General features: G+C 74.7%; 25 protein-coding genes and 3 pseudogenes. 17 read left to right on the forward strand and 11 right to left on the reverse strand.

The genetic code is table 11. From position 1 onward, the window contains the following. The 7 genes and pseudogenes from ACFYTE_RS04120 to crcB (ACFYTE_RS04150) all read left to right on the forward strand — a co-directional run. Positions 1 to 263: pseudogene (locus ACFYTE_RS04120) on the forward strand (hypothetical protein); the annotation flags it as partial. Between the two features lie 247 nt (positions 264 to 510). After that, a complete protein-coding gene (locus ACFYTE_RS04125) occupies positions 511 to 699 on the forward strand; it encodes a hypothetical protein (RefSeq protein ID WP_388704592.1) in 189 nt (62 codons plus the stop codon). 718 nt (positions 700 to 1417) lie between these two features. Then, positions 1418 to 1825: a hypothetical protein gene (locus tag ACFYTE_RS04130; RefSeq protein WP_388704594.1), complete on the forward strand. Its 408-nt coding sequence runs from the start codon at positions 1418 to 1420 to the stop codon at positions 1823 to 1825. A 128-nt stretch (positions 1826 to 1953) separates the two neighbouring features. Further along, positions 1954 to 2091, forward strand: a complete 138-nt coding sequence (locus tag ACFYTE_RS04135) for a hypothetical protein (RefSeq protein WP_388704595.1) — start codon at positions 1954 to 1956, stop codon at positions 2089 to 2091. Continuing rightward, entirely contained in the window at positions 2088 to 2210 is a 123-nt protein-coding gene (locus tag ACFYTE_RS04140) for a hypothetical protein (protein ID WP_388704598.1), read from the forward strand. Before ACFYTE_RS04135 ends, ACFYTE_RS04140 begins: the two co-directional genes overlap by 4 nt. Positions 2211 to 2371: 161 nt before the next feature. Further along, the gene (gene crcB / locus ACFYTE_RS04145) at positions 2372 to 2860 is read left to right on the forward strand and encodes a fluoride efflux transporter CrcB (protein ID WP_388704599.1); all 489 of its coding nucleotides are present in this window, start codon (positions 2372 to 2374) and stop codon (positions 2858 to 2860) included. 109 nt (positions 2861 to 2969) lie between these two features. Further along, positions 2970 to 3344 carry a fluoride efflux transporter CrcB gene (crcB, locus tag ACFYTE_RS04150; RefSeq protein WP_388704602.1) on the forward strand — a complete coding sequence of 125 codons (375 nt, stop codon included), beginning with the start codon at positions 2970 to 2972 and terminating at the stop codon, positions 3342 to 3344. 19 nt (positions 3345 to 3363) lie between these two features. Here crcB (ACFYTE_RS04150) and ACFYTE_RS04155 read toward each other — a convergent pair whose 3' ends face one another. The 4 genes from ACFYTE_RS04155 to ACFYTE_RS04170 form a co-directional block, all read right to left on the reverse strand. After that, positions 3364 to 3867: a universal stress protein gene (locus ACFYTE_RS04155; RefSeq protein WP_388704604.1), complete on the reverse strand. Its 504-nt coding sequence runs from the start codon at positions 3865 to 3867 to the stop codon at positions 3364 to 3366. Between the two features lie 36 nt (positions 3868 to 3903). Beyond that, positions 3904 to 5133, reverse strand: coding sequence for an SLC13 family permease (locus ACFYTE_RS04160; RefSeq protein ID WP_388704607.1), 1230 nt, complete (start codon positions 5131 to 5133; stop codon positions 3904 to 3906). Between the two features lie 166 nt (positions 5134 to 5299). Beyond that, positions 5300 to 5755: a MarR family winged helix-turn-helix transcriptional regulator gene (locus ACFYTE_RS04165; protein WP_388704609.1), complete on the reverse strand. Its 456-nt coding sequence runs from the start codon at positions 5753 to 5755 to the stop codon at positions 5300 to 5302. Between the two features lie 644 nt (positions 5756 to 6399). Then, the gene (locus ACFYTE_RS04170; RefSeq protein WP_388704611.1) at positions 6400 to 6957 is read right to left on the reverse strand and encodes an NADPH-dependent FMN reductase; all 558 of its coding nucleotides are present in this window, start codon (positions 6955 to 6957) and stop codon (positions 6400 to 6402) included. A 115-nt stretch (positions 6958 to 7072) separates the two neighbouring features. On the opposite strand from ACFYTE_RS04170, the gene ACFYTE_RS04175 reads away from it, so the two are divergent. Both ACFYTE_RS04175 and ACFYTE_RS04180 read left to right on the forward strand, forming a co-directional pair. Beyond that, on the forward strand, positions 7073 to 7828 hold the full coding sequence (locus ACFYTE_RS04175; protein ID WP_388704613.1) for a TetR/AcrR family transcriptional regulator: 756 nt from the start codon (positions 7073 to 7075) through the stop codon (positions 7826 to 7828). A 120-nt stretch (positions 7829 to 7948) separates the two neighbouring features. Beyond that, a pseudogene (locus tag ACFYTE_RS04180) lies at positions 7949 to 8375 on the forward strand (hypothetical protein); the annotation flags it as partial. Here the strand turns inward: ACFYTE_RS04180 and trxA are convergent. Beyond that, the gene (gene trxA / locus ACFYTE_RS04185) at positions 8293 to 8673 is read right to left on the reverse strand and encodes a thioredoxin (RefSeq protein ID WP_388704615.1); all 381 of its coding nucleotides are present in this window, start codon (positions 8671 to 8673) and stop codon (positions 8293 to 8295) included. The pseudogene ACFYTE_RS04180 and the gene trxA sit on opposite strands and share 83 nt — an antisense overlap. A gap of 141 nt (positions 8674 to 8814) precedes the next feature. Between trxA and ACFYTE_RS04190 the strand changes: the two genes are divergently transcribed. Beyond that, on the forward strand, positions 8815 to 10242 hold the full coding sequence (locus ACFYTE_RS04190) for a dihydrolipoyl dehydrogenase family protein (RefSeq protein WP_388704617.1): 1428 nt from the start codon (positions 8815 to 8817) through the stop codon (positions 10240 to 10242). A 21-nt stretch (positions 10243 to 10263) separates the two neighbouring features. Here ACFYTE_RS04190 and ACFYTE_RS04195 read toward each other — a convergent pair whose 3' ends face one another. Further along, complete coding sequence (locus ACFYTE_RS04195) at positions 10264 to 10908, reverse strand: peptide deformylase (protein ID WP_388704619.1); 645 nt, start codon at positions 10906 to 10908, stop codon at positions 10264 to 10266. Between the two features lie 152 nt (positions 10909 to 11060). Here ACFYTE_RS04195 and ACFYTE_RS04200 point away from each other — a divergent pair, with 152 nt between their 5' ends. Continuing rightward, complete coding sequence (locus ACFYTE_RS04200) at positions 11061 to 12464, forward strand: PepSY-associated TM helix domain-containing protein (protein WP_388704622.1); 1404 nt, start codon at positions 11061 to 11063, stop codon at positions 12462 to 12464. A gap of 628 nt (positions 12465 to 13092) precedes the next feature. Here the strand turns inward: ACFYTE_RS04200 and ACFYTE_RS04205 are convergent. Together ACFYTE_RS04205 and ACFYTE_RS04210 are read right to left on the reverse strand one after the other, a co-directional pair. After that, positions 13093 to 13440, reverse strand: a complete 348-nt coding sequence (locus ACFYTE_RS04205; protein WP_388704623.1) for a tetratricopeptide repeat protein — start codon at positions 13438 to 13440, stop codon at positions 13093 to 13095. A gap of 65 nt (positions 13441 to 13505) precedes the next feature. Further along, positions 13506 to 14471, reverse strand: coding sequence for a pirin family protein (locus tag ACFYTE_RS04210; protein ID WP_388704625.1), 966 nt, complete (start codon positions 14469 to 14471; stop codon positions 13506 to 13508). A 188-nt stretch (positions 14472 to 14659) separates the two neighbouring features. Between ACFYTE_RS04210 and ACFYTE_RS04215 the strand changes: the two genes are divergently transcribed. The 3 genes and pseudogenes from ACFYTE_RS04215 to ACFYTE_RS04225 form a co-directional block, all read left to right on the forward strand. Then, positions 14660 to 17032: an MFS transporter gene (locus tag ACFYTE_RS04215; protein ID WP_388704627.1), complete on the forward strand. Its 2373-nt coding sequence runs from the start codon at positions 14660 to 14662 to the stop codon at positions 17030 to 17032. 165 nt (positions 17033 to 17197) lie between these two features. After that, positions 17198 to 17563: a cupin domain-containing protein gene (locus ACFYTE_RS04220; protein ID WP_388704629.1), complete on the forward strand. Its 366-nt coding sequence runs from the start codon at positions 17198 to 17200 to the stop codon at positions 17561 to 17563. Positions 17564 to 17670: 107 nt separating this feature from the next. Next, positions 17671 to 18354: pseudogene (locus tag ACFYTE_RS04225) on the forward strand (hypothetical protein); the annotation flags it as partial. A 298-nt stretch (positions 18355 to 18652) separates the two neighbouring features. Here the strand turns inward: ACFYTE_RS04225 and ACFYTE_RS04230 are convergent. Next, positions 18653 to 19501 carry a pyridoxal-phosphate dependent enzyme gene (locus ACFYTE_RS04230; protein ID WP_388705166.1) on the reverse strand — a complete coding sequence of 283 codons (849 nt, stop codon included), beginning with the start codon at positions 19499 to 19501 and terminating at the stop codon, positions 18653 to 18655. Between the two features lie 130 nt (positions 19502 to 19631). Here ACFYTE_RS04230 and ACFYTE_RS04235 point away from each other — a divergent pair, with 130 nt between their 5' ends. Beyond that, a complete protein-coding gene (locus tag ACFYTE_RS04235; RefSeq protein ID WP_388704631.1) occupies positions 19632 to 20207 on the forward strand; it encodes a TetR/AcrR family transcriptional regulator in 576 nt (191 codons plus the stop codon). Between the two features lie 258 nt (positions 20208 to 20465). Here the strand turns inward: ACFYTE_RS04235 and ACFYTE_RS04240 are convergent, their stop codons facing one another. Beyond that, the gene (locus tag ACFYTE_RS04240) at positions 20466 to 21776 is read right to left on the reverse strand and encodes an FtsX-like permease family protein (protein WP_388704633.1); all 1311 of its coding nucleotides are present in this window, start codon (positions 21774 to 21776) and stop codon (positions 20466 to 20468) included. 3 nt (positions 21777 to 21779) lie between these two features. Then, the gene (locus ACFYTE_RS04245) at positions 21780 to 22565 is read right to left on the reverse strand and encodes an ABC transporter ATP-binding protein (protein WP_388704634.1); all 786 of its coding nucleotides are present in this window, start codon (positions 22563 to 22565) and stop codon (positions 21780 to 21782) included. Between the two features lie 164 nt (positions 22566 to 22729). Here ACFYTE_RS04245 and ACFYTE_RS04250 point away from each other — a divergent pair, with 164 nt between their 5' ends. Both ACFYTE_RS04250 and ACFYTE_RS04255 read left to right on the forward strand, forming a co-directional pair. Then, positions 22730 to 23410 carry an ABC transporter permease gene (locus ACFYTE_RS04250; RefSeq protein WP_388704637.1) on the forward strand — a complete coding sequence of 227 codons (681 nt, stop codon included), beginning with the start codon at positions 22730 to 22732 and terminating at the stop codon, positions 23408 to 23410. Beyond that, positions 23407 to 24078: an ABC transporter permease gene (locus tag ACFYTE_RS04255; RefSeq protein ID WP_388704640.1), complete on the forward strand. Its 672-nt coding sequence runs from the start codon at positions 23407 to 23409 to the stop codon at positions 24076 to 24078. Before ACFYTE_RS04250 ends, ACFYTE_RS04255 begins: the two co-directional genes overlap by 4 nt. Positions 24079 to 24464 lie beyond the last annotated feature (386 nt).

Below are 24464 nucleotides of genomic sequence, written 5' to 3' on the forward strand. Positions count from 1 at the left end.
GTACGCTGCCGCTGCCGCTGCCGCTGCCGCTGCCGCTGCCGCTGCCGCTGCCGCTGCCGCTGCCGCTGCCGCTGCCGCTGCCGCTGCCGCTGCCGCTGCCGCTGCCGACGACGCCGCCGATACCGGCACCGGGCCGAAGGGCGGGCCCGCCGCGGACACGACGATCCGGGTCACCGTCCGGGAATGGGACCCGCGGCGCGCGCTGCGGTTACGGCTCGCCCTCGTCGACCCGGAGGCGAACGGCGTCCTGGACGGCACCCTGACCAGCCCGCACCGTCCGCGCCTGCTGGAGATGACCGGCAGCGTACGGACGGACGCGGCGCGGCCGGTGCTGTCCCGGGCGGGCGGGCCCGGGTCCGGTTCGACGACTGGTGGGACGCGGCGGACACCGGCCGCCTCCCGCGCCGGGCCCCGGCCTGGGCCCGGCTCGACCACCCCTTCGCCCGCGCCGAGGCACGCGCCGTTCCGAGGCCGGGCAGGACGCACGGCCGCTGGGAGATCGATGTCACCGTGTCGGTGCGGGGCCGGCTGCTGCTGCGCCCGGTGGCCGCCGTACTGCTGCGGGTGGCCCGGCGGCGCCTGCACCGTGCGCTGGCTCGCACTTTGGACGAATGGGCCGGCCAATGGAATGCGCGCTTACCGGAGTTGACGGCGATGGACCGGACCCGGCTGACCCGAGCCCTGCTCGGCGATCCCTGAAGCGCACCGCCCGGCGCCCGTACCCCAGCACCCGGTTGCTCCGCCGCGCCGCCCTCGCCGGGGCGCCCGGGGCCTGGGCCCCGACGACCGCGTGGGCGTACGACGGGCGCGGTCCGAACCGCTCGGCGCGCTCGGCCGTCCCGGGCCGCCGCGACCCGGGAACAGGTCGTCCTTGAACCCGTGGCATGCCGCCTGCCTCCGGCGTGCCGGCCGGCCCGTGCGCAGTCCTCCACGGAGGCGTCGGGCGGCTGTCGCGCGGCGGCGAGGGTACGCGCGGCCGAGGCGAGGGTGCCCGGCCGGACCGCGCGGTCGCGGCCGGATGCGCGCCGGACCGGCCCGGGTCGCGCCTGCCCGCTGCGGCCCGCTTCCCAAGGGCCCGGTGGGACTCCGGCACACCCGGATCGGGTGTCGGCCGAAACGTCCACCGGGACGCGGGCGCGGACACTGCCTGCCCCCACCGTGTCGCGTGCTTCTCTGGTACCGCGTCGCGTCGGTGACGGGTCCTCAGCGGCTCACCGGCATCCAGACACCGAGGAACGCTGCCGAGCTTCGGCAATGCGCGGGCGTCTGCCGGGCGGGCATCATGACGCCGGGGGAGCACTGAGGACGGCTCCGGTGCCGGGTACCGACAGGTGCCCGGTCCGGAGCCGGGGCAGGCCCGGTGCCTCAGCCCGAGCACGCCGTCCGTACGTGCCGCAGACGGGGAGGGGGTCGTACGATGCGGACGCTCTGGGAGGCCGCCACCGGCCCGCTGTCGATCCTGTTCACCGCCGCCCTCGTCGTGGTCGCGTGCTTCTGGCTGCTGGTCGCCGTCGGCGCCGCCGCCGCGAACAGCTTCGACACCGATGTCGACCTCGGCCGCTGGGGGATGGGCGGGGTACCGGTCGCGGTCGCGCTGACCCTGCTGACAGGGCTCGCCTGGCTCTTCGGCGTCGGCGCGCACGCACTGCTGCTCGCCGCGGTGCTGTCCACGGGGGCGGTGCCGGGAGCGCTGCATGTGCTGGCGTCGGCCGCCTCGCTGCTCGTCGCCTGGCGGCTGACCTGTCTGTTCGTACGGCCGTTGCACCGCCTCTTCCCCGACGAACCCGGGCCCGCCCGCCCGGTGGCGCGCGACGGCGTCGGCTGAGCCCCGCCGCACGCCCGGACCGCCGCCCGGCCACGCCGCGGCCCCGCCCCGCGCGGCCGTCGCTCCCTGTTTCCCCGCGTTTCCCGCGTTTCCCGCGTTTCCCGCCCCGTGCCCGAAGGACGTATGCCATGGATGTCATCGGCGTGCTCGCCGCCGTCTGTCCGTTCCTCCTCGCCGCCCCGAACACCCCGCCCGCCGACCCGAACATTCCACGCGCCCGTCCGCGGAGCCGGCACGCCGCCGGGGTGAAGGAGGAGCAGCCGTGATCCCCTTCCTGGTACCGCTCGCCGGCGCCGTGCTCATCGTGGCGTTCCGCACGGCCGTGCTGGTCCGCCGCGACCGGCGGCGGGCCCGTGCCCTGCGGCTGCCGCCCGACCGCGAGTGACGGCGGCACCGCGCTATGCTGGGGGCTTCGCTGCGGCCCCCGGCCCAGCGCGGCGGTGGGGCTCGCCGTATCCGAACCGCGGCACCGGTGCCGCCAACGGTCCCTGCTTGCAACGGTGCGCGCCCGCATGCGCGGGCCCCGGCGAGTAGGAGAGACCACGCATGACGGCCCCGGACTCCAGGACGGCGCAGCGGCTCAGGCGTCCCGACACCGCACCGCACACCCCCGCCCGACGACGGCTCGGCCCGGGGCAGGCGCCGGTCGTGGCGGTGGTGGCGCTCGGCGGCGGGATCGGCGCGGCGGCACGGTACGGCGCCACCCTGCTGTGGCCCACCGCCCCGGACGCCTTTCCATGGACGGTCCTGTGGGTCAACACGGCCGGCTGTGCGGTGATCGGCGCGTTCATGGTGATCATCAGCGAGGCGCGGGCGGTCCATCGGCTGGTGCGGCCCTTCTTCGGTACGGGGGTGCTCGGCGGCTTCACGACCTTCTCCACCTATGCCGTGGACATCCAGCGACTGGTGGCCGAGGGGCGTCCGCGCACCGCGCTGGCCTACCTGGCCGCGACGCTGGCGGCGGCGCTCACGGCGGTGTGGCTCGCGGCGACGGCGACCGGCCGGGCGCTACGGGCGCGGCGGGGCGGGCGATGACGGCAACGACGACACCACGATGACAGAACGACGACAGCACGATGACAGAACGACGACAGCACGATGACGGATGACGACGGATGACGACGCAACGATGACGGATCAGGGCATGAACTGGTTGCTGGTCATGGCCGGCGCGATGGTCGGGGCTCCGCTGCGGTACCTCACCGACCGGGCCGTGCAGCGACGGCACGACACCGGCTTCCCCTGGGGCACGTTCAGCGTGAACGTGGCCGGCTGTCTCGTCCTGGGCCTGCTGGCCGGGGCCGCGACGGCGGGGGCCGCCCCGGACCGGCTGCAGTTGGCGCTGGGTACCGGGCTGTGCGGGGCGCTCACGACGTACTCGACGTTCTCCTACGAGACGCTGCGGCTGGCGCAGGACGGGGCGCGGTCCCTCGCCGTCGCCAACGTGGCGGCGAGCGTGGTGGCGGGCCTGGGCGCGGCGTTCACCGGTGCCGCCTGCGCCACCGCGCTGTGGGGCTGACCGCGGCCGGGACGGTCGGTCAAGGGCGGCGGCCCGGGTGCGGGTGCGGCGGAGGCGGCGGTAGCGGGGTGTGCGGGGCCTCGCCGGGCCAGACCAGCAGGACCGGGCACGGGGCGTGGTCGACGACGAACCGGGCGGCCGGACCGAGGCTGCGCGGGCCGAGCCGGGCCGGGTCGCCGTCCCGGGCGCAGACCAGCAGACCGGCGTCCCGTGCCGCGGCGACGACCTCCCGTTCCACCCGGCCGCCGCGCTCCACGAACGTGCACGGGCGGCCGAGCCGGTCGGCGGCGGCCCGCAGCAGGTCCCGGCCGGAGGCCGCCGCCATCCGCTCCAGCCTGGTGCCCGGGTCACGCTCGGGGTGCCCGCGGCCGAGCAGCCCGGCGAACGCGCCGTGCGCGGTCTCGGCGAGGGTGTCGTCGCGGACGTACAGCAGCGCGATCTCCTCGCCGGGCGCGGCCCGGGCGCGCGCCGCGTCGACGCAGGCCGGCCAGATGCCCTCGACGATCCAGACGATGACGCTCATCGGCGGCTCCCGCGGCGGTCCGTGGCGGTGGCGCGGTCAGGTCCCCACGAGATGCAGCATTCCCCACAGGGCCAGGGTGGAGGCAAGCAGCGTGGCCGGAACGGTCACCACGCCGAGCCGGGTGAAGGAGCCGAGTTCGGCGCGGGCGTCGTGCGCGTGCAGGACACGCCGCCACAGCAGGGTGGCGAGCGAGCCCACATAGGTCAGGTTGGGGCCGAGGTTGACGCCGATCAGCACCGCGAGGACCGGTCCGGCACCGCCCGGCTGCACCAGGGGCAGCAGCGCCAGCACCGCGGGCAGATTGTTGATCACATTGGCGAGCAGTGCCGCCACGGCCGCGACGCCGAGCAGCGCGGGCAGCGAGGTGCCGCCGGGCAGCAGCCGGCCGAGCCCGGCGTCCAGTCCGTTGTCGACGACCGCCTTCACCACGATGCCCAGGCCGAGCACGAACAGACAGAACATCGGGGCCGCCGCGCCGGCCAGTTCGCGCGGCCCGGTCCGGCGCTGCCACAGCGCCCGCCCGCCGAGCACGAGCACCCCGGCGAGCGCCGCCCAGGCGGGTTCGAGCCCGGCGAACGACGTCACCACGAAGCCGCCCAGCGTCAGGGCCACCACGACCAGCGTGAACACCGGCACGCCCGGCCCGCTGCCCGGCGACGGGCCGGGCGTCGGGGGCACGGCCAGGTCGGCGCGGAAGAAGCCGCGGAAGACGGCGTACTCGATCGCGACGGCGGCGAGCCAGGGAAGCGCCATCAGCGCCGCGAACCGGGTGAAGGACAGCCCGCTGGCCGCGAATGCCAGCAGGTTCGTCAGATTCGACACCGGCAGCAGCAGGGAAGCGGAGTTGGCCAGGTGGGCGGTCGCGTACACATGCGGCCGGGCCCGCGCACCGACCCGGGCGGCGGTGGCGAACACCACGGGCGTCAGCAGGACGACGGTCGCGTCCAGGCTGAGCACGGCGGTGATCGCGGCGGCGACCGCGAACACCCCGGTGAGCATCCGCCGCGGGCTGCCGCCGCACCAGCGGGCGACGGCGGCCCCTGCCGCCTCGAACAGGCCCTCGTCCGCGCACAGTTGGGCGAGCATCAGGATCAGCGCGAGGAACACGACCACCGGCAGCAGGGCCCGCGTCTGCTGCCAGGCGTCCTCGGCGGACACCGCACCCACCGCCACGGCCACTGCCGCCGCCGGGGCGGCCGCGGTGGCTTCCGGGAGCCCGCGCGGCCGTACGACGGCGAAGGCCAGCACGCCCAGCAGCAGGACCACCGAGACGGCCTCGGTGACGACGGTGTGGGTACTCAGGTGCGTTTCCTCCCGCGACGGGGCGCCGGCGGGCCCGCCGGTGACCGGTTCCGCTCAAGGGTCGCACCCCGGGGCGGCGACTTCGCTCAGGCCCCCGAGCGGGTTCCCGCCCCGCGGACGGTGTCGCGCGCTACGGGCGGGGCCAGGGCCGGCCGCCGATGCGTTCGATGCCGGAGTTGAAACGCTTGAGATAGTCGGCGAAGGCGGCGATGTCCTCGTCCGACCAGTCCGCCATGACCAGGTCCAGGCTGCGCACGATGCCCTCGCGTTCCTCGTCCAGCAGGCGCGCCCCCTGGTCGGTGATGCGGAACTTGCGCGCCATGCCGCCGGCCGGGTCCGGGATGCGTTCCACGAGGCCGGCGCGCATGGCCGCGGCGGTCTGCCGGTTGAGTGTGGAGGCGTCGAGTCCGAAGGCGTCGCTCAGCTCCCCGATCGACATCGGCCCCTGCACGCGGATGCGGCTGAGCAGGATGTACGCGCTGCGTTCCAGGACGCTGTCCTTGCGCCGACCGCCCATCTGGTTCATGAACGTGTGGCGGCTGAGCAGCATCTGCTCGTACTCGACCTCGTGCGTCGGCCTGATCATGTGCCTGAGCCTCCTCAACCGTGCGGCCGTCCCGCGGTATGTCCCCGCGTACGGCCGTTCCATCCTGGCACATGTGCATGTATGGGCCACATTACATGCGGGACGCATATGGCATGTACGATGCACGTCCTTCGCAGGACGAACCGACACGGCGAGCGGCTGCCCACCGAGGCGATGTCCGGGGGAGAACCCACCCGCCCGGAGGGACGCCTCCGCCGTACGCGCGCACGCGGTCTCCCGCACCGGAGCGCGCCGTCACCACGGCCCTCGCCCCCGGCCGGGGCTGCCGGAGGACGCCCCGGTACTCAACCGCACCGACGCGCCCGCGTCGCCGAGGCCGCGCGTCGGGGCGGCACCCGGGGGGTGCGCACGATCGCGGTCGACGCGGCGGAGCGCGGGTGCCGTGTGCCGCGGGGGCGCGCCCAGTCTCGCCGTCGTCGCGACGGTGTGCCGCACGGCCGCCGGCGATGGACGCGGGTGGCACTCGGTGCGCGGGGACCGGGGCGGGCGGTCAGTGCGTGTCGGGCGGTCGTTCACCGACTGCCGGGGCCGGTCGCGCGGGGCGGGCGTCGGGGTGAGGTGTGGGTCGGGGGACGCGGCGGGGCCGGAACCCGGGTGGGTTCCGGACCCCTTGGGTGTGGCGGTCAGGCGGCTGCGCCCACGTTGCCGTGCAGGCGGGCGACGACCTCGGTCAGCTGGGCGGCGACCTCGGCGTCGTCGGAGGGGTGGGTCTCGGCGAAGCGGGTCACCGAGCTGGGGATGGACAGCTTGATGTCCTCTATGACCTTGCCGCCGGCGATGCCCACGGCCTTGCGGGCCTCGTCCTGGGCCCACACGCCGCCGTACTGGCCGAACGCGGTGCCGATCACGGCGACCGGCTTGCCGCCGAAGCCGCTGGCTCCGTACGGGCGGGACAGCCAGTCGATGGCGTTCTTCAGCACGGCCGGGATGGTGCCGTTGTACTCGGGCGAGAACAGCAGGAACGCGTCGGCGGCCTGGGCCTTCTCGCGCAGCTTGGCGGCGGCGGCCGGGACGCTGCCCTCGACGTCGATGTCCTCGTTGTAGAAGGGGATGTCGGCCAGCCCCTCGAACACCGTGACCTCGGCGCCCTCGGGAGCGACCTTCACGGCGGCCTCGGCCAGCTGCCGGTTGGTGGAACCGGCGCGAAGGCTGCCGACGAGGGCGAGGATGCGAACAGACATGGGAACTCCAGGGGCTGAAACATTGACGTTACAAAGCGGACCGAGGTCCGTTTAATGTTGTAGCAGTCTAACCGGACCGCGGTCCAGTTCCTTCCGTGTGCTTTACGCTGTGTTCATGTCCAGCGCCCTGCCGCCTCTTACACCGCCCCCGGAGCCGGTCGACATGCCGCTCCTCGAAGTCGGTTCGGTGGACGACGAGCCCTGCCTGCGCGCCGACGCCGCCCGCAACCGCGCCCGGCTGCTGGAGGCCGCGGCCCACCTGGTGCGGGAGCAGGGCGCCGCGAACCTCACGATGGAGGCGGTGGCCGCGGCGGCCTCCGTCGGCAAGGGCACCGTCTTCCGCCGCTTCGGCGACCGCACGGGCCTGCTGGCGGCCCTGCTGGACCACTCGGAGAGGAAGTTCCAGGCCGCGTTCATGAGCGGCCCACCGCCGCTGGGTCCCGGCGCCGGACCGGTGGAGCGGCTGGGTGCGTTCGGTGTCGCCCTGCTGCACCGCATGGGCGGCGAACTGGAACTCCAGCTGGCGGCCGAACCCCACCCGGAGCGCCGCTTCTCGGCTGCGCCGCGCCGCGTTCAGCACAGCCATGTGGTCCTGCTGCTGCGCCAGGCCGTGCCCGCGGGGGACTGCGAGCTGCTGGCGCAGACCCTGATGGGCTATCTGAGCCCCGTCCTGGTCCACCACCTCACCCGGCAGTGCGGCATGCCGCTGGAGCGGCTTGAGGCCGGCTGGCTGGACCTGGTCGCCCGGGTGACCCGCACCGATTCCGGCCCGGCGAGCGCGGTGCGGCCGTGCGCGGTGAACCCGTCCACCAGCCCCTGCGGGACGGCGCCGGACGCCGCCCCGGCGCACGGGAACGGCTGCCCCTCGTAGCCGAACAGCACGGACCCCACCATCGCCCGCGCACGGTGCGAGGCGGCATCGGGGGAGCGGCGTCACCGCGCAGCATGCCACCGGCCACGCGCTCCCATCGGTGGCTTCGTGGATGCCACGGGGCCCCGGGGCGTCGCACCCCTCAAACGGGCCGGCGCCCGGGCCGTGGGTCCCGAGCGCGTCGACGGGGCGCATGCCGTGCTGAGGGACCACGACGGCGTCGGGCAGCTGCGCCGCCCAACTGGCCGCATTCCGATGCCGGTTGGGCGCGGTGTCCGCGAGCGACGACGAGTACGCCATGCTGCTGATGCGAGCCCTCCAGGACGAGGGGGTGCGCAGCGCCGAGGACACCGCCGTGAGCGGCGCCGATGACCTGATGCCGGGTCGGCTGCCGCGGCCCCGGCTAAGCACCATCCACATCGGGCTGCCGACCCGGGGCCGGAGGCCTCAGGGGTGGGGCGGGGTCACTCGCTCTGGGCGTTCGACGCCTGTGCGTCGATGCTCTTGCGGACCTCGTCCATGTCCAGCCTGCGGGCCTGCCCGATGACGTCCGTCAGCGCGGCCTCCGGGAGCGCGCCCGGCTGGGCGAAGACGGCGACCTGATCGCGGACGATCATCAGCGTCGGGATCGACTGGATACCGAAGGCCGCGGCCAGCTCCGGCTGCGCCTCGGTGTCCACCTTGCCGAACACCAGATCCGGGTTCTCCTCGGCCGCCTTCTCGTACACCGGCGCGAACTGACGGCACGGGCCGCACCAGGACGCCCAGAAGTCGATCAGGACGAACCCGTTCTCCGTGACCGTCTGGTCGAAGTTCTCCTTGGTGAGCTCCACGGTGCTGCTCATGCGTCATTCCCTCTTCCTGGTGTGGGGTCGAGCCGTCTGCGCAACACGGCCGCCCGCGTACGTATTCCGGCCGCGTACCCGTGTGGCCACCGGGCACACCCCGTGTGGCCGCCCCGTAGCCCACCCACCAGACTTGTCCCCATGACGGAAACGGAATCCATCGCTTATGACGTCGTGGTGCTCGGGGCCGGGCCCGTGGGGGAGAACGTGGCCGACCGCACCAGGGCGGCCGGCCTGTCCACCGCGATCGTGGAGAGCGAGCTGGTCGGCGGCGAGTGCTCCTACTGGGCGTGCATGCCCAGCAAGGCCCTGCTGCGCCCGGTCATCGCCCGCGCCGACGCCCGCCGCCTGCCGGGCCTGGACCAGGCCGTGCAGGGCCCCCTCGACGCGCCCGCGGTCCTCGCCCGCCGCGACGCGTACACCTCGCACTGGAAGGACGACGGCCAGGTCCGGTGGGTCGAGGGCATCGGCGCCGACCTGTACCGCGGCCAAGGCCGGCTGGCCGGACCCCGCACGGTCACCGTGACCGGCGCCGACGGCGCCGTACGGACCCTGACCGCCCGGCACGCCGTCGCCGTCTGCACCGGCACCCGCGCCCTGCTGCCCGACCTGCCAGGACTCGCCGACGTGAAACCGTGGACCAGCCGGGAGGCGACCAGCGCGCGGTCCGTGCCCGGCCGGCTGATCGTGGTGGGCGGCGGCGTGGTCGCCACCGAGATGGCCACTGTCTGGCAGGCCCTCGGCTCCCAGGTCACCGTCCTGGTCCGCGGCAAGGGCCTGCTGCCCCGCATGGAGCCCTTCGCCGGTGAACTCGTGGCCGAGGCCCTCGCGGACGCCGGCGCCGACATCCGTACCGGCACCTCCGTCGAGTCGGTGACCCGGGAGAACGGCACCGTCGTCGCGGTCACCGCGGCCGGCGACCGCGTCGAGGGCGATGAGATCCTCTTCGCCACCGGCCGCGTCCCGCACACCGACGACATCGGGCTGGACACCGTCGGTCTCGAATCCGGGTCGTGGCTGCCGGTCGACGACAGCCTCCGGGTCACCGGAACCGACTGGCTGTACGCGGTCGGCGACGTCAACCACCGCGCGCTGCTGACCCACCAGGGCAAGTACCAGGCCCGGATCGCGGGCGCCGCCATCGCCGCCCGCGCCGCGGGCGACCCCGCCCGGGCCGAGCCCTGGGGCCCGCACACGGCCACCGCCGACCACCACGCCGTACCCCAGGTCGTCTTCACCGACCCCGAGGCGGCCGCCGTCGGGCTCTCCCTGGCGGAGGCGGAACAGGCCGGCCACCGGGTGCGGGCCGTCGACGTCGAGTTCTCCTCGGTGGCCGGCGCCGGCCTGTACGGCGACGGCTACAAGGGCCGCGCCCGCATGGTCGTCGACCTGGAGGACGAGATCCTGCGCGGGGTCACCTTCGTCGGCCCCGGCGTGGGCGAGCTGATCCACTCGGCGACCGTCGCCGTCGCCGGACAGGTCCCGATCAGCCGCCTGTGGCACGCCGTGCCGTCGTACCCGACGATCAGCGAGGTGTGGCTGCGCCTGCTGGAGGACTACCGGGGGTGACCGCGCGGGCCGCCCGCCGCCTCAGGGCAGTTCGAAGCCCAGGGCCGCCGCGGCGGCCTCGGGTGTCGGCTGCGTCCACCGCTCCGCCATCGCCGTGTGCGAGGACAGGGAGCGCAGTTCGGCACGGTCGAGGTAGAGGGTGCCGTCGAGGTGGTCCGTCTCGTGCTGCACGATCCGGGCCGGCCACCCGGTGACCACCTCGTCCAGGGCCCGGCCCCGCTCGTCCTCGCCGCGCAGCCGCACCTCGGCGTGCCGGGCCACCACCGCCTGCCACCCCGGCACGCTCAGACAGCCCTCGAAGAAGGCGGCCCGGCCGTCGCCCACCGGCGTGTACGAGGGGTTCACCAGCACCCGGAAGGGCTGCGGCACCCGCCCGCGGGCCAGCCGCATCTCGTCCGGCACCGCCGCCGGGTCCTCGACGACCGCGATCCGCAGCCCCACGCCGACCTGCGGCGCGGCGAGCCCGACGCCCGGCGCCGCGTGCATGGTGTGCCGCAGGGCCTCGACGAACCGGGCCAGCAACGAGGGCTCCAGTTGCCCGTCGAACGGTTCGGCCGGGCGGCGCAGCACCGGGTCGCCCGCCGTCACGATGGGCAACGGACCGTCGGCGGCGAGGAGTTCCTCGACCCGCTCGGCGAGGGATGCTCGATCAGTGGGAGCTGCCATCGCGCCAGCATGCCACGGCGGTTCCCCCGTGACACGGCGGCTCCGCACCCTTGCGTGACGTACATCACTTCGTGGTGCGGGAACTTGTCCGTCCGGCGCCCCGACCACTGGACCGTCATCCCTGAGGATCGAGTCCCCCGGAGAAGCCGCCGATGTCCACCGCTGCACCGACCACCAGGGACGAGGCCGCCCGGCCCCCCGCTCCGTCGCCCGCCCCGAGCCGCTGGGCCCCGCTGCGCCCCCTGGTGCTGCGGCTGCACTTCTACGCCGGTGTGCTTGTCGCCCCGTTCCTGCTGGTCGCCGCCGTGACCGGATTTCTGTACGCCAGCTCCTACCAGGCGGAGAGGCTGGTCTACTCCCATGAACTGACAGTCCCGGTCGGCCCGTTGGAACTGCCCGTCTCCGAGCAGGTGGCCGCGGCCCGCAAGGCCCACCCCGAGGGCACCGTCGCCGCCGTGCGCCCCGCCCCGCGGCCGGACGCCACCACCCGGGTGCTGCTCACCGGCGTCCCGGGCGTCGACCCGGACCACACCCTCGCCGTCTTCGTCGACCCGTACACCGGGACCGTGCGCGGCGCGCTGGAGCAGTACGGCGCGAGCGGCGCCCTGCCCCTGCGCACCTGGATCGACGAACTCCACCGCGATCTGCACCTCGGCGATGTGGGCCGGCTCTACAGCGAACTGGCCGCGAGCTGGCTGTGGGTGATCGCGGGCGGCGGGCTCGTGCTGTGGTTCTCCCGGCGGCGCGCCCTGCGCAGGGTGCGGGGGACCAGCGGGCGACGCCGCACCCTCGGCCTGCACGGCGGCGTCGGCGCCTGGGCCGCGGCCGGCTTTCTCTTCCTGTCGGCGACCGGCCTGACCTGGTCGACGTACGCCGGCGCGAACATCGACGACCTGCGCGCCTCGCTCGGCCAGGCCACCCCGTCGGTGTCGGCGGCGGTCGCCGGCGGCGAACACGCGGGCCACGGCGCCGCGGCCGGCACCGGCGGGGACGCCGCGCACGGCGTCGGCCTGGACACCGTGCTCGCGGCGGCCCGGACGCAAGGGCTGGGCGATCCGGTGGAGATCGTCCCGCCCGCCGACGCGAACTCGGCATACGTCGTCCGGCAGATCCAGCGCAGCTGGCCGGAGAAGCAGGACTCGGTCGCCGTCGACCCGGCCACCGGCCGGGTCACCGACGTCCTGCGGTTCGACGACTACCCGCTGCTCGCCAAGCTCAGCCGCTGGGGCATCGACCTGCACAGCGGCAGCCTGTTCGGGATCGTCAACCAGATCGGCCTGGCGCTGCTCGCGCTGGCCCTGGTGCTGCTCATCCTGTGGGGCTACCGCATGTGGTGGCAGCGCGGCCGTGGCACCGCCTTCGGCCGGCCCCTGCCACGCGGCGCCTGGGCGCAGGTGTCCCCGTACGTCCTGGTCCCCGCGCTGGCGGCGACGGCCGTCCTCGGCTACTTCGTCCCGCTGCTCGGCATCCCGCTGGCCGCGTTCCTCGCCGTGGACATGGCGCTCGGCGAGATAGCCCACCGCCGCACCCACCGCAGCGGGGCCGGCACGAAGTGACACGCTCCACCGGAGCGGGACGGGCCCGACCCCGCAGCCCGCCACCACCGCCCTCGGCCCGCCGCGCACCCGGCGGCATGGGCTGACCCGTCTTCGCGGTCGTTGCGCTCCGCTGCCGTCTGTGTGGGTGGGCGGTTGGGGGTGCGTGGCTGGTGGTGGGTGGAGGAGGAGGCGGTTCGTGTGGTCGGCGGTACGGGCTGACCCGCCGTCGCGGCCCTTGTGCTCCGCTGTCGTCTGTGTGGCTGGGGGTGCCTGGCTGGGTGGTGGGCGGCTGAGGAGGCGGCCCGTGCACCCGGCGGTCGGCGGACCGTGGCCCCGCGATCGGCAAGGCGGCCCGTCTCACGTACCGGCCGTCGGCGACGCTCGCGGCCCCGGCCGCGACGGCACCCGTGTCCCGGCGGGGCACCGCGGCGGGCCTCGCCGGAGCATGGATGGCCCCCTCGGGGAGGTCCCCGCCGACTCCGCGGTCACCCTGTTCCTGGCCGGGTGCGTTCCCGGCCTCGTATGCGGCGACCCCTGCGCGCCCGCGCCCCGGCGCGAGGCGCGTCCGCGGCGTACGGCGGTACGGCGAGGGCCCGGCTCCTTACGGAACCGGGCCCTTGGGCGGGGGATGCTCAGTCGTTCGCGATCAGTCGTCCGCGAAGTCTCCCGCGAGCGCCGAGGCGATCCGCAGGTGCGTCTCCGCCTCGTCGTGCCGCGCCTGCCGCTGGAGCGTGCGGCCCAGCATCAGCCGGGCGTAGTGCTCCACCGGGTCACGCTCCACGATCGCCCGCAACTCGGCCTCCGCACGGCTCAGTTGGGCCGAGTGGTAGTAGGCACGGGCCAGCAGCAGCCGGGGACCGGTCTGCTCCGGCACCTCCTTGACCAGCCCTGCCAGCACGCGCGCCGCGCCCGCGTAGTCCCGGGCGTCGAAGAACTGCCGCCCGCGCTCCCAGCGCTCGGCCGTGGTTCCGTGGTCGTAGTACGTCGTCTCCACTCTGACCTCCTTCGACGCCCACAACCGAACCCAGTGGTTGAAAATTCCACCACCAGCTCCGGGTGCTACCTCGTCCGGCCGCGCCGCCTGAGCGGGGTCGGCGGCAGCTCAGGGGCGCCGAGCGGGGCACCGTCATACCCCTTCACCTCACCGAAGCGCGATCCCGTCAGCCACTCCCGACGGGCCTGCTCGATCTCCTCCTGGGTGCGGGCGACGAAGTTCCACCACATGATCAGCTCCTCCTCGAACGGCTCGCCGCCGAGCAGCATCAGCTCCGCGTCCGAATCGGCGCGCAGTGGCAGTTCGGTCCGGCCGCAGCCGAGGTAGAGCATCGAACCCGGCAGCACGGGCACGCCGTCGACGTGTACCTCGCCGGACATCGCCAGGACGCCGTACTCGAAGTCCGGCTCCAGTGGGAGGCGGACGTCGCTGCCGCGGGCCAGCGCGAGATCGGCGCCCACGATCGGCGTGTACGCCGTCCCGGGCGAGGCGGTGCCGTCGAGGTCGCCGAGGATCACGGTTGCCGTCAGGCCCGGCGCGGTGACCGTGGGCAGTTCGGGATGGTGCTCGAACCGCGGGTCGGTGTGGCGGTGCGCGTCCGGCAGCGCGACCCACAGCTGCGCGCCGTGCAGGAAGCGTGCGTGCGGGCGGGGGCTCTCCTCGGAGTGGCTGATCGCCCGGCCCGAGGTCATCAGGCCCAGCTGCTTCGGCCGGATCGTCTGCAGACTGCCGGTCGAGTCCCGGTGCAGCACCTCGCCCTCGTGCAGCCAGCTGACCGTCTGCAGGCCCATGTGCGGGTGTGGCGGGACCTGCATGCCCGGTTCGTCGGCGATGTCGTCGGGCCCGTAGTGGTCGACGAAGGCCCAGGCGCCGATCATGCGCCGGCCGAGGTTCGGCAGCAGCCGACGCACCTCGGTCGACTCGCCGAGCCGCACCTCGCGGGGGCTCAGCAGCTCGCGGACGGGCTCGGCGACGACGAATCCGCGGCCGCCGCAGACGCTGGGTACGGGCGCGCGGTCAAGGTTGCTCATGGCGCCCAACCTAGCGCCGGTCCTCCGGTCGCCGAGCCCGGAACGGCCGCCCCGCCGCCGGGTGCCGCCTCAGACGGGTACGGGATCTTCACCGGGCGGCCACGGAATCCCACTCTCCTTGCTTAAGTCAATCAACTGACTTACAGTCGACGGGCCGCACACCCGAGTGCCCGGACGGAGGCCCGACCATGGCCCACGCACAACCCCGGCCCGTTCCGGAGGCGAGGCCGCAGGAGCCCACCGCGCCGCGGACGAACCTCGTCGTCGCCGTGCTGGCCTTCGGCGGCATCGTGGTCTCGCTGATGCAGACCCTGGTGATCCCGATCGTGCCCGAGCTGCCGAAGCTGCTCGACGCGCCGGCCTCGGACGCGGCCTGGGCGGTCACCGCCACCCTCCTCGCGGCCGCCGTCGCCACCCCCGTCATGGGCCGGCTCGGCGACATGTACGGCAAGCGGCTCATGCTGCTGGCCAGCCTCGGCATGCTGGTCGCAGGGTCGGTCACCGCAGGGCTGAGCGACACCCTCGTCCCCATGATCGTGGGGCGGGCGTTGCAGGGACTGGCCGCCGGTGTGATCCCGCTCGGCATCAGCATCATGCGCGACGAACTGCCCGCCGAACGGCTCGGCTCCGCCACCGCCCTGATGAGCGCATCCCTGGGCGTCGGCGGTGCCCTCGGGCTGCCCGCCGCCGCGCTCATCGCCGACCACTTCGACTGGCACGCGCTGTTCTGGACCTCGGCGGCCCTCGGCGTCGTCGCCGCCGTGCTCGTGCTGCTCCTCGTCCCCGAGTCCCGGGTGCGCACCGGCGGCCGGTTCGACCTGCCCGGCGCCTTCGGCATGGCGGCCGGCCTGGTCTGTCTGCTGCTGGCGATCTCCAAGGGCGCCGACTGGGGCTGGACCGGCGGCACGACCCTCGGGCTTTTCGGCGCCGCGGTCGTGGTGCTGTTCCTGTGGGGCCTGTTCGAACTGCGCGCCGCGCACCCGCTGGTGGACCTGCGCACCACGGCCCGCCGCCAGGTGCTGGTGACCAACCTCGCCTCGGTCGCCTTCGGCTTCTCCATGTTCGCGATGTCCCTGGTGCTCCCGCAGCTGCTGCAACTGCCCGTGGCGACCGGCTACGGCCTGGGCAAGTCGCTGCTCTTCGCCGGACTCGTCATGGCGCCGACCGGCCTGGTGATGATGGCCATGGCGCCCGTGTCCGCGGCGGTGTCCCGGGCGTGGGGGCCGAAGGTGACCCTGATGTGCGGCGCCGTGATCGTGGCCGCCGGCTACGGCCTCAACATCGTGATGATGGACGCCGTCTGGCAGCTCGTCGTGGCCTCCTGCGTCATCGGCGCCGGCATCGGCTTCGCCTACGGCGCCATGCCCGCGCTCATCATGGGCGCCGTGGACCCGTCCGAGACGGCCGCCGCGAACAGCCTCAACACCCTGATGCGGTCCATCGGCACCTCCACCGCCAGCGCCGTCGCGGGCGTGATCCTGGCGCAGCTGACCACCCCGTTCGGCGCGGTCTTCCTCCCCTCCGAGAACGGCTTCAAGGCGGTCATGGCGGTCGGCTCGGGAGCCGCGGTCCTCGCGTTCCTCGTGGCCTCCTTCATCCCGCGCCGCCGCGAGGCCGTGCCCGTGGTGGGACCGGCGACCGTGCAGGCGGCGGCGCCCGGCGCTGTCCCGCGGCCACCCGCGCCCGGCGCTGTCCCGCGGCCACCCGCGTCCCCCGAGCCGGCGGCCACGCGGACCGCGGGCCCGGAGGCGGTGCCCGCGGAGCCGGCCGGGACCGTGGTGCCCGCCGGGCACGGCGAGCGCGGCATCCCGGTGCGCGGGCGGGTGCGGGGCGCGGACGGCGCGCCCGTGGCCGGCGCGGCCATCACACTGATCGCGCTCGAAGGACGGCAGCTGGGCCGGGTCGTCGCACGGCACGACGGGTCGTACGCGCTCACCGCGCCCGGGGAGGGGACGTACGTCCTGATCGCCTCCGCCGTGGGCCGCAGGCCGCGTGCCACGTCGCTCGTGGTCGGCGCCGACCCGACGGCCCACGACATCCTGCTGAGCGGCGCCGGCGGGCTGACCGGCGTCGTGCGCTCGGCGGAGAGCGGGGCGCCGGTCGCGGGCGCGGTCGTCGTCGTGACCGACGTGCGCGGCGACGTCCTGGCCACCGCGGGCACCGACACGCTCGGCGAGTTCGGCGTCGCCGGCCTGGCGCCCGGGACGGTGACCCTCGCCGTCAACTCGCCCGAGCACCGCCCGCTCGCGCTGCCCGTCGACCTGACCGACACCGGTGACACGCGCGTGGAGATGGAACTGCGGCCCGGGGCATACGTACGCGGCACGGTTCGCGGCGCCGGCGCCCCGCTGAGCGACGCCCGGGTGACCCTGGTGGACGCCACGGGCGACGTCGTCGCCACGACCACGACCGGCGGCGACGGGGCGTACGCCTTCACCGACCTGGACACCGGCCAGTACTCGGTCGTCGCGACGGGCTACCCGCCCCGGGCCACCGGTGTGCGCCTCGACGGCGGCGACACCCAGAACCACGACATCGAACTCACCCACCCCGGCACCTAGATCACGACCTGGCCCGGGAGCGGGGCGGCCCGGATGGCGGCGGTGCGGGCGCGGGCGGACGATGGATTCGTGGCCGTCGTCGTGTGCGCGCCGGCGCCACCCGAGGCCGCCGGGAGACGGAGACGGCCCCGGCCGCGTTCGGCGGCCGGAAGGGAGGACACCGTCATGCTGGAAGTGAAGACGGTCGACAAGCCCGACGAGCGGCGCGATTTTCCCCGTGGTCATCTCGAAGCCGTCCACATGAGCGGACTCGACTTCGCCGTGGCCACCTTCGAACCGGGCTGGCGCTGGTCGCAGTCCGTGGCGCCGATCGCGGGCACGGAGAGCTGCATGGTGCACCACAACGGCTTCGTGGTGCGGGGACGGATGCGGCTGCGCATGGACGACGGCGGGGAGGCCGAGGTCGGCCCCGGCGATGTCTTCGTGTGCTCGCCCGGCCACGACGCCTGGGTCGTCGGCGACGAACAGGTCGTGGTCTACGACTTCGCGGGCGGTATGGCCCAGACCTACGCGAAGTCCCCGGGGCCGTAGCCGTCCAAAGGGACTGATCAGATCGTCGTCCCGGTGCCTATGATGCCCGGGATGATGAACTTCTCCTCGTACGGATTGGGGGAATCGTTCGCGCAAGGTGAGTGCTGATGGCACATCACCCCGCGAACCCGATTCCGACCCGCCTGTTGATGTGGCAGCGCGTACGCGCGTACGCCGTGCCACCGTCCATGATCGAGGCCGCCACCGCACGCCGTGCGGTCGGTGACTGGGCGGGGGCCTGCGCCGCCGCCCGGATCGACGTCGATCTCGATCTGCGCGCCGTGCGCGACCGCCACGGCACCGAACTCCGCACCCGCCTCCGCGCGGATCTGCGCCGGCTCGCGCCGGATCTGCTCCGCTGGCACATGCCCCGGATCGCCCCCGACGGGCTGCTCCGACCCGGCCTGACCATCTCCCTGGCCCGCTACCGCGGTTGCGGCGGCAGGCCGCTGCACCTGGTGGTGCGGACACCGCCGGCCCGGGCGGACGCCGGGCAGCGAATGTCCCTGGCCCTGTGGGAGGGCTCCGGGAACGACGCCCTCGGCCATCCTCCGCATCCGCACCCGCATCCCGACCGGCGTTTCCGGCTCGACCTGCACCGGCATCTGTGGGACGGGGGGCACAGCGGCGAACTGGCGCGGCGGTGCGGTGCGGACGGGACACCGTCCATGGCGCCGCCCGCCCCCGGCCGGCCGCGGGCACCGCACTCGCCCGATCCGCCCGGCGGTCCCGATTCCCCGTGGGCGGTGGCACGTTGGGCCGCCGAGGCGGAGCTGCTGCTACGGGCCGAAGGCCCTGACGTCGGACTCCGGCCGTCCGCCCCCGGGGACGGGGCCCTGCGGTGCCGTGCCGGTATCTTCCTCGTTCCGCCGGCGCCGCGGACGTTCCCGAGGACTCCGCCCGAGCTGGCCGACCGGGCATCTCGGCAGCGCGGCTTCTTCCGTTCCGGCGGCCCGGGGCGGCTACGCGTCGAAGGCGTACGTCAGTGCTTCGTTCTCGGCGTAGGTCACCGCGGCCGGGTGGCCGAACAGGCCGGGCAGGCCGCCGGTGTGCACAAAGACCGTGCGCTCGCCCGGCACGATGTCGCCGTCACGGACCGCGGCGGCGAGTCCGGCCGGGGCCCGGCCGGTGTAGACGGGGTCGAGGACCAGGCCCTCCGTGCGGGCGGCGAGCCGGAGCGCTTCGGCCGCCGCCGGGGTGAGCGCCGCCTAGCCGCCGCCCACCTGGTCGGTGCGGATCCGCAGCCGCTCCGGGGCGACCGCCTCCGCGGTGAGCGGCGCCGCGAACCCGGCGACCGCCGCCGCCGGATCGGCCGGCGCGCCCACGTCCACGCCCAGCACCCCCCCCGCCCCCAGCGACGCCACCAGCCCGGCCATGGTCCCGCCGGAGCCGAGGGCGACGACCGCGGTCCGCAGCCCGGGCACCTGCCGGCGCAGTTCCTCGGCACAGCGCACAGAGCCGCGCGCCCCCAGCGTGCCGGAGCCGCCGAACGGGACGAGCGCCGGCCGGGCCCCGTCCGCGCGCAGCCGCTCGCACACCTCGCCGGCCGCGGCGTCGAGGCCCGCCCGGTCCACCTCGCCGGGCCAGCCGCGCGCCGAACAGGCCGTCGAGCGCCAGGTCCCCGGACCTGGACCCGCCCGGCGAGCCGCGCAGCACGAGCGCCACGGCCAGGCCGAGCCGGGCGCCCGCGGCGGCCGTGAGCCGGGCGTGGTTGCTTTGCGGCGCGCCGGTCGTCACCAGCGTGTCGGCGCCGTCGGCGAGCGCGGCGCCCACGGTCCACTCCAGCTTGCGGATCTTGTTGCCGCCACCGCCGAGACCGGTCAGGTCGTCGCGCTCGACCCACAGGTCGTCCGGGCCGAGCCCGAGCGCGGCGGCCAGCCGGGGCGCCGGTTCCACGGGGGTGGGGAAGGTGCCGAGTTCCACGGGTGGGTGGCTCATGTCGTACGTCCTCGTCCGCCGGCGGGATGCAGGGCAAGTCGATGACACCGGCGTCCTGGGCGGGCGTCGACGCCGCAGGCGGCGTATACCGATCGGTTTCCTCACGGGTGCGGCGCGGTAACCTCGCGGTATGGCCACCCCAGACAAGGCGTCCCCGCGCGACCGGCTGCTCGATGCGGCGGCCGGGCTCTTCTACCGCGACGGCGTGTCCATCGGCGTCGAGGCGCTGTGCCGGACGGCCGGCGTCTCCAAGCGGTCGATGTACCAGCTCTTCGACGGCAAGGACGAGGTGCTTGCCGCCAGCCTTCAGCGGCGGATCCCGTGGTACGAGGCCCGGCTCAGGCCCGCCGAGCCGGCGGCCATGTCGCCCCGCCTGCAGATCCTGTACGTCTTCGAGCGGATCGCCGAGCACTCCGTGGACCCCGATTACCACGGCTGCCCGTACCTGGCCGTCCTGGTGGAGCTGAAGGACCCCGAGCACCCGGCGAGCGCGGTCGCCCGCGGCGTCAAGGAGCGGCTGGAGGCGCACTTCCGTGCGCTGGCCGAGCAGGGCGGTGCCCGTGACCCGGCCCTGCTGGCCCGCCAGTTGATGCTGGTCTTCGACGGGGCCGGCGCCCGCGCCGGCGCCCGCGTGGAGCGGCTGGACGACGGACTCGCGACGGCGACGGTGACCGCGCTCCTGGACGCGGCCGGCGTGCGGGCGTGACGCGGCCGGCGTCCTGGTGTCACCGGCCCGCGGGGCACACGGCGAAAGCGGCACCCACAGCGACAGTGGCAGCGAGGGGCTGCGCCTCGGCGTACTCCCATGAGGACGGCGGTCCGCACGGCCATGTCCAGGGAGCCGGTGACGCGGGCGCCGCCCGCCGCGGGTGCCCCTCCCACCGGCAAGAGGGCGTGCCCCTGCCCGGGCAAGAGGCGTGTCCCTGCCACTGGCAACCGGCGTGCCCCCGTCACCGGCAACCGCTCACACTGCCGCGGCCACCGCCCCGATCGCCGGGGTCCGCAGCATCCGGCGTGCCGTGCCGAGGCTCGTGCCCAGCGTCACCGCCGCGGCCACCGCGCACACCGCGAGCCAGATGCCGAGCGTCTGACCCGGCAGCACACCGTCGGTGCGGACCATCGTGAACGGGACGATCCCGGCGAGCGCGGCCACCGTGCCGAGCAGCACCCCCACCACCGTGAGCACCGCGGACTCGACGCCCACCGTGCCCAGCACCTGGCCCGGGGTGGCGCCCGCCAGCCGCTGCCGGCCGAACTCGGAGCCGCGGTACGCGGTCGCCGCGTACAGCGAGTTGACCAGCATGATGCAGACGAACACCGCGATGACGCCGACGACCGTCAGATTCAGCATCTCCAGGTTCTTCGCGTCGACCGACTTGCGCAGTCCCGAGGCCGCGACGGCGTCGGACTCCATCGACTGCATGGTCACCGTCGCCGTGCTGATGGCGGTGAACAGGACCAGCGACATCAGGATCCCGGACAGCTCGTCCACCCGGCGGCGCAGCCGGCGCACCGCCAGCCAGCCGCTCGCCCCGCCCAGCGGCAGTGCGGCGAGCAGCCAGCCGAACAGCCGCGGCGCGAGCAGCGCAAGGCCCACCGACAGCAGGATCGCCCCGTACGCGGGCGCCGCCATCAGGGCCGCGTCCGTCGCGGAGAACGCGTACGTGCTCGCCGCGGACAGCGCCCCGGCCACCAGCGCGCCGTACGCGAGGAGCGTCCGCCCCCGGCCGCGTCGCACGCCCCGGCGCGTCGCCCGGCGCACGGCGAGGAACGCCGCGCCCGCCGACGCGAGCAGCGTGACACCGACTCCGGACAGCAACGCGACCGGGCCGAAGGCGGCTTCCACGGAACGGGCCACCTGGCCGCTGTCCCGGAACGCGCCGAGCAGCGCCCGCCCGCCGAGCACCGCGGGACCGACCGCGAGGACCGTGCCCACCAGGGCCACGGCGACGGCCTCGCCGACGATCATCCGCCTGATCTGCGCGGGCGTCGCCCCCGAGCAGCGCAGCAACTCCACCTCGGCCGACCGCTGCCGCACGTTCACGGTCAGCGTGGAGGCGATGGCGAAGAAGACCAGCAGGGTGCCGTAGCCGCCGACGACGCCCGCCGTGGTGGTCAGCGTCTGTGCGCTCACATCATCGACGCCCGGCTGCCCGGCCGTGTCGTGCAGCGAGTTGAAGGCCATGACGAGCGCCGCACCCAGGAAGGCGGACAGCAGCGTCGCCAGGAACCGTCCGGGGCGCTTGCGGATCGACCGCAGAGCCAGTACGAGCATCGCTCACACCCCCGCCGGCACGTCGTCGCCGAGGTGCGCGAGCCACTCGGCGACCGCCTCGGCCGTCGGCGCGGGCAACTGCCCCGCGAGCCGGCCGTCGGCCAGGAACAGCACGGAGTCGGCGTACGAGGCGGCGACCGGGTCGTGCGTCACCATCACCACGGTCCGGCCGTGCACCCGCACCGCCTCCCGCAACAGCCGCAGCACCTCCCGCGCGCTGCGTGTGTCCAGCGCGCCGGTCGGCTCGTCCGCGAAGATCACCCGCGGTTCGGTGACCAGCGCCCGGGCGATCGCCACCCGCTGCCGCTGACCGCCGGACAACTGGCCGGGCATATGCCCGAGCCGGTCGCCGAGCCCGACGGCCGTCAGGACCTCCCGGGCCCGGTCACGGTCGACGCGCCGGCCCGCGAGCTTCAGCGGCAGCACCGTGTTCTGCGCGACGGTCAGGGTGTCCAGCAGGTTGTACTGCTGGAAGACGAACCCGACCCGGCTGCGCCGGAACCGGGTCAGCTCCGCCTCGCCGGAACCCGTCATCTCCGCGCCGTCGACCCGCACGATCCCGCTGTCCGGCCGGTCAAGACCGGCCGCGCACTGCAACAACGTGGACTTGCCCGAGCCCGACGGCCCCATCACCGCCGTGAACGTGCCCCGCGCCAGGCCGAGCGTGACCCCGTCAAGGGCGGTCACGGCGCTGTCCCCGCTGCCGTACGTCTTGGTGACCTTGACCAGCCGCAGCGCCTCGGCGGCGGGTCCCGCATCGTGCGTGCGTCGCGAAGCTGTGCGCAACATCGTCATCCCTCTCCGTCCGGCACTCCGTGTGCCCGTCGACGACGCTACGGAGCGGACGGCCGCAGCACATGGGGCGCAGAACCCGTATCGGCGGGTGTAGTCAGCGACACCCGTACGGGTCACCACAACGAGCCGACCGGGGGGCCCGCCGGTGCAATGGACCCGTGACCGCGCCCCCGCACGACTGCCTCGCGCGCAACGAATGGATCTGCGGTGCGTATCTGAGCACCCGGCGCCACATCCTGCTCGACGCGGTGGTGCAGCATGTGGGGCTGACCTCCGTCTCGGTGCTGATCGGCCTCGCGGTCGCCGTCCCGCTGGCCGTGCTCGCCCGCCGCTGGGCGTGGGCCGCCGGGCCCGTCCTCGGGGTCACGACGATCCTCTACACGATTCCGTCCCTTGCCATGTTCTCCCTGCTCCTGCCCCTGTACGGGCTCTCCGCCGGCCTTGTCGTCGCCGGGCTCGTGCTCTACTCGCTGACCCTGCTCGTCCGCAACATCCTGGCCGGGCTGCGGGCCGTTCCCGAGGAGACCCGGCAGGCCGCGCGCGGCATGGGCTACGGCCCGATCCGCCTGCTGCTCACCGTCGAGCTGCCGCTCGCCCTGCCCGCCGCCATGGCCGGACTGCGCATCGCCACGGTCTCCGCGGTCTCCCTGGTGACCATCGGCGCGATCGTCGGTTTCGGAGGGCTCGGCAATCTCATCTACGCGGGGATGAACACCTACTTCAAGGCACAGGTGCTGACGGCGTCGGTGCTGTGCGTGCTGATCGCGGTCGCGGCCGATCTGCTGCTGCTCGGCGTGCAGTGGCTGATCACTCCCTGGGCGCGGGCGGCCCGCGCATGACGACCCTCATCGCCACCTGGCACTGGCTCGCCGACCCGACGCACTGGACGGGCGAGGACGGCATCCGGCACCGGCTGCTGCAACACCTCGTGCTGACCGTCGTCTGCCTGGGCGTCAGCTGCGCCGTCGCGCTGCCCGTCGCCCTGGTCCTCGGCCACCTCGGCAAGGGCGGTGTCCTCGCGGTGAACATCTCCAACGTCGGCCGGGCCGTGCCCACCTTCGCCGTGCTGGTCCTGCTGCTGCTCACCCCGGTCGGCCGCTGGGGGGAGGGGCCCACCGTGGTGGCCCTGGTGCTGTTCGCGGTGCCGCCGCTGCTCACCAACGCGTACGTCGGCGTGCGCGAGGTCGACCGGGGTGTCGTGCGGGCGGCGCGGGGGATGGGCATGACGGGGCGCCAACTGCTGTTCCGGGTGGAGCTGCCGCTCGCCCTGCCGATGGTCCTGGGCGGCGTGCGGATCGCCGCCGTCCAGCTCGTCGCCACCGCGACCATCGCCGCGCTGGCGGGCGGGGGCGGCCTCGGCCGCATCATCACGGCGGGCTTCAACCTCGCCAGCACCCCGCAGGTGGTGGCCGGAGCGGTACTGGTGGCCGTCTTCGCCCTGGTCGTCGAGGCCGTCTTCGAGACCGCCGAACGCCTGTCCCCACGCTGGGTGAGGCCGTCCCGATGACCCACCACCACGGGAGGGCACCAGGCCGACCACGAGTCACCGCACGGCGGGAGCCGCGGGCCCGGCGAACCGGCGACGCATCCGTCACCCGACGGCTCGGTGGCGTGCCGTGGGTTGGTGGGGTGCGGTGGCTCGGTGGGGTGCGGTGGGTTGTTGGCGTGCGGCGGGGGAGTGGGGCGTGAGCGACAGGTCGGCTGCGGTGTGGGGCGTGACCGGCAGGTCGGCTGCGGTGTGGTGCCGGGGGGTTCCCGGCCGGTGGCGTACGCAGCGCGGCCGGGGCGTCGCCGGGCCGTGGCAGGCGGCGCGGGGGCAGGACGGGCCGCATCAGGGGTCCGAGGTCCTGTCCGGCAGACGGGACCGGCCGGACCGCGCCGCCGCGCCTCACC

Source organism: Streptomyces sp. NPDC004629 (genome assembly GCF_042873595.1).
In the GTDB taxonomy this organism is placed as follows: Bacteria; Actinomycetota; Actinomycetes; order Streptomycetales; family Streptomycetaceae; genus Streptomyces.

Bases quoted from the DNA above. Each gene is read 5' to 3' on its own strand.
- ACFYTE_RS04130 (WP_388704594.1), top strand. From the start codon at position 1,418: ATGCGGACGCTCTGGGAGGCCGCCACCGGCCCGCTGTCGATCCTGTTC.
- trxA (WP_388704615.1), bottom strand. From the start codon at position 8,673: ATGAGCAGCACCGTGGAGCTCACCAAGGAGAACTTCGACCAGACGGTC.
- crcB (WP_388704602.1), top strand. From the start codon at position 2,970: ATGAACTGGTTGCTGGTCATGGCCGGCGCGATGGTCGGGGCTCCGCTG.
- ACFYTE_RS04175 (WP_388704613.1), top strand. From the start codon at position 7,073: ATGTCCAGCGCCCTGCCGCCTCTTACACCGCCCCCGGAGCCGGTCGAC.
- ACFYTE_RS04210 (WP_388704625.1), bottom strand. From the start codon at position 14,471: ATGAGCAACCTTGACCGCGCGCCCGTACCCAGCGTCTGCGGCGGCCGC.
- ACFYTE_RS04245 (WP_388704634.1), bottom strand. From the start codon at position 22,565: ATGTTGCGCACAGCTTCGCGACGCACGCACGATGCGGGACCCGCCGCC.
- ACFYTE_RS04255 (WP_388704640.1), top strand. From the start codon at position 23,407: ATGACGACCCTCATCGCCACCTGGCACTGGCTCGCCGACCCGACGCAC.
- ACFYTE_RS04165 (WP_388704609.1), bottom strand. From the start codon at position 5,755: ATGATCAGGCCGACGCACGAGGTCGAGTACGAGCAGATGCTGCTCAGC.
- ACFYTE_RS04195 (WP_388704619.1), bottom strand. From the start codon at position 10,908: ATGGCAGCTCCCACTGATCGAGCATCCCTCGCCGAGCGGGTCGAGGAA.
- ACFYTE_RS04170 (WP_388704611.1), bottom strand. From the start codon at position 6,957: ATGTCTGTTCGCATCCTCGCCCTCGTCGGCAGCCTTCGCGCCGGTTCC.
- ACFYTE_RS04220 (WP_388704629.1), top strand. From the start codon at position 17,198: ATGCTGGAAGTGAAGACGGTCGACAAGCCCGACGAGCGGCGCGATTTT.
- ACFYTE_RS04230 (WP_388705166.1), bottom strand. From the start codon at position 19,501: ATGAGCCACCCACCCGTGGAACTCGGCACCTTCCCCACCCCCGTGGAA.
- crcB (WP_388704599.1), top strand. From the start codon at position 2,372: ATGACGGCCCCGGACTCCAGGACGGCGCAGCGGCTCAGGCGTCCCGAC.
- ACFYTE_RS04200 (WP_388704622.1), top strand. From the start codon at position 11,061: ATGTCCACCGCTGCACCGACCACCAGGGACGAGGCCGCCCGGCCCCCC.
- ACFYTE_RS04240 (WP_388704633.1), bottom strand. From the start codon at position 21,776: ATGCTCGTACTGGCTCTGCGGTCGATCCGCAAGCGCCCCGGACGGTTC.
- ACFYTE_RS04235 (WP_388704631.1), top strand. From the start codon at position 19,632: ATGGCCACCCCAGACAAGGCGTCCCCGCGCGACCGGCTGCTCGATGCG.
- ACFYTE_RS04190 (WP_388704617.1), top strand. From the start codon at position 8,815: ATGACGGAAACGGAATCCATCGCTTATGACGTCGTGGTGCTCGGGGCC.
- ACFYTE_RS04215 (WP_388704627.1), top strand. From the start codon at position 14,660: ATGGCCCACGCACAACCCCGGCCCGTTCCGGAGGCGAGGCCGCAGGAG.
- ACFYTE_RS04155 (WP_388704604.1), bottom strand. From the start codon at position 3,867: ATGAGCGTCATCGTCTGGATCGTCGAGGGCATCTGGCCGGCCTGCGTC.
- ACFYTE_RS04135 (WP_388704595.1), top strand. From the start codon at position 1,954: ATGGATGTCATCGGCGTGCTCGCCGCCGTCTGTCCGTTCCTCCTCGCC.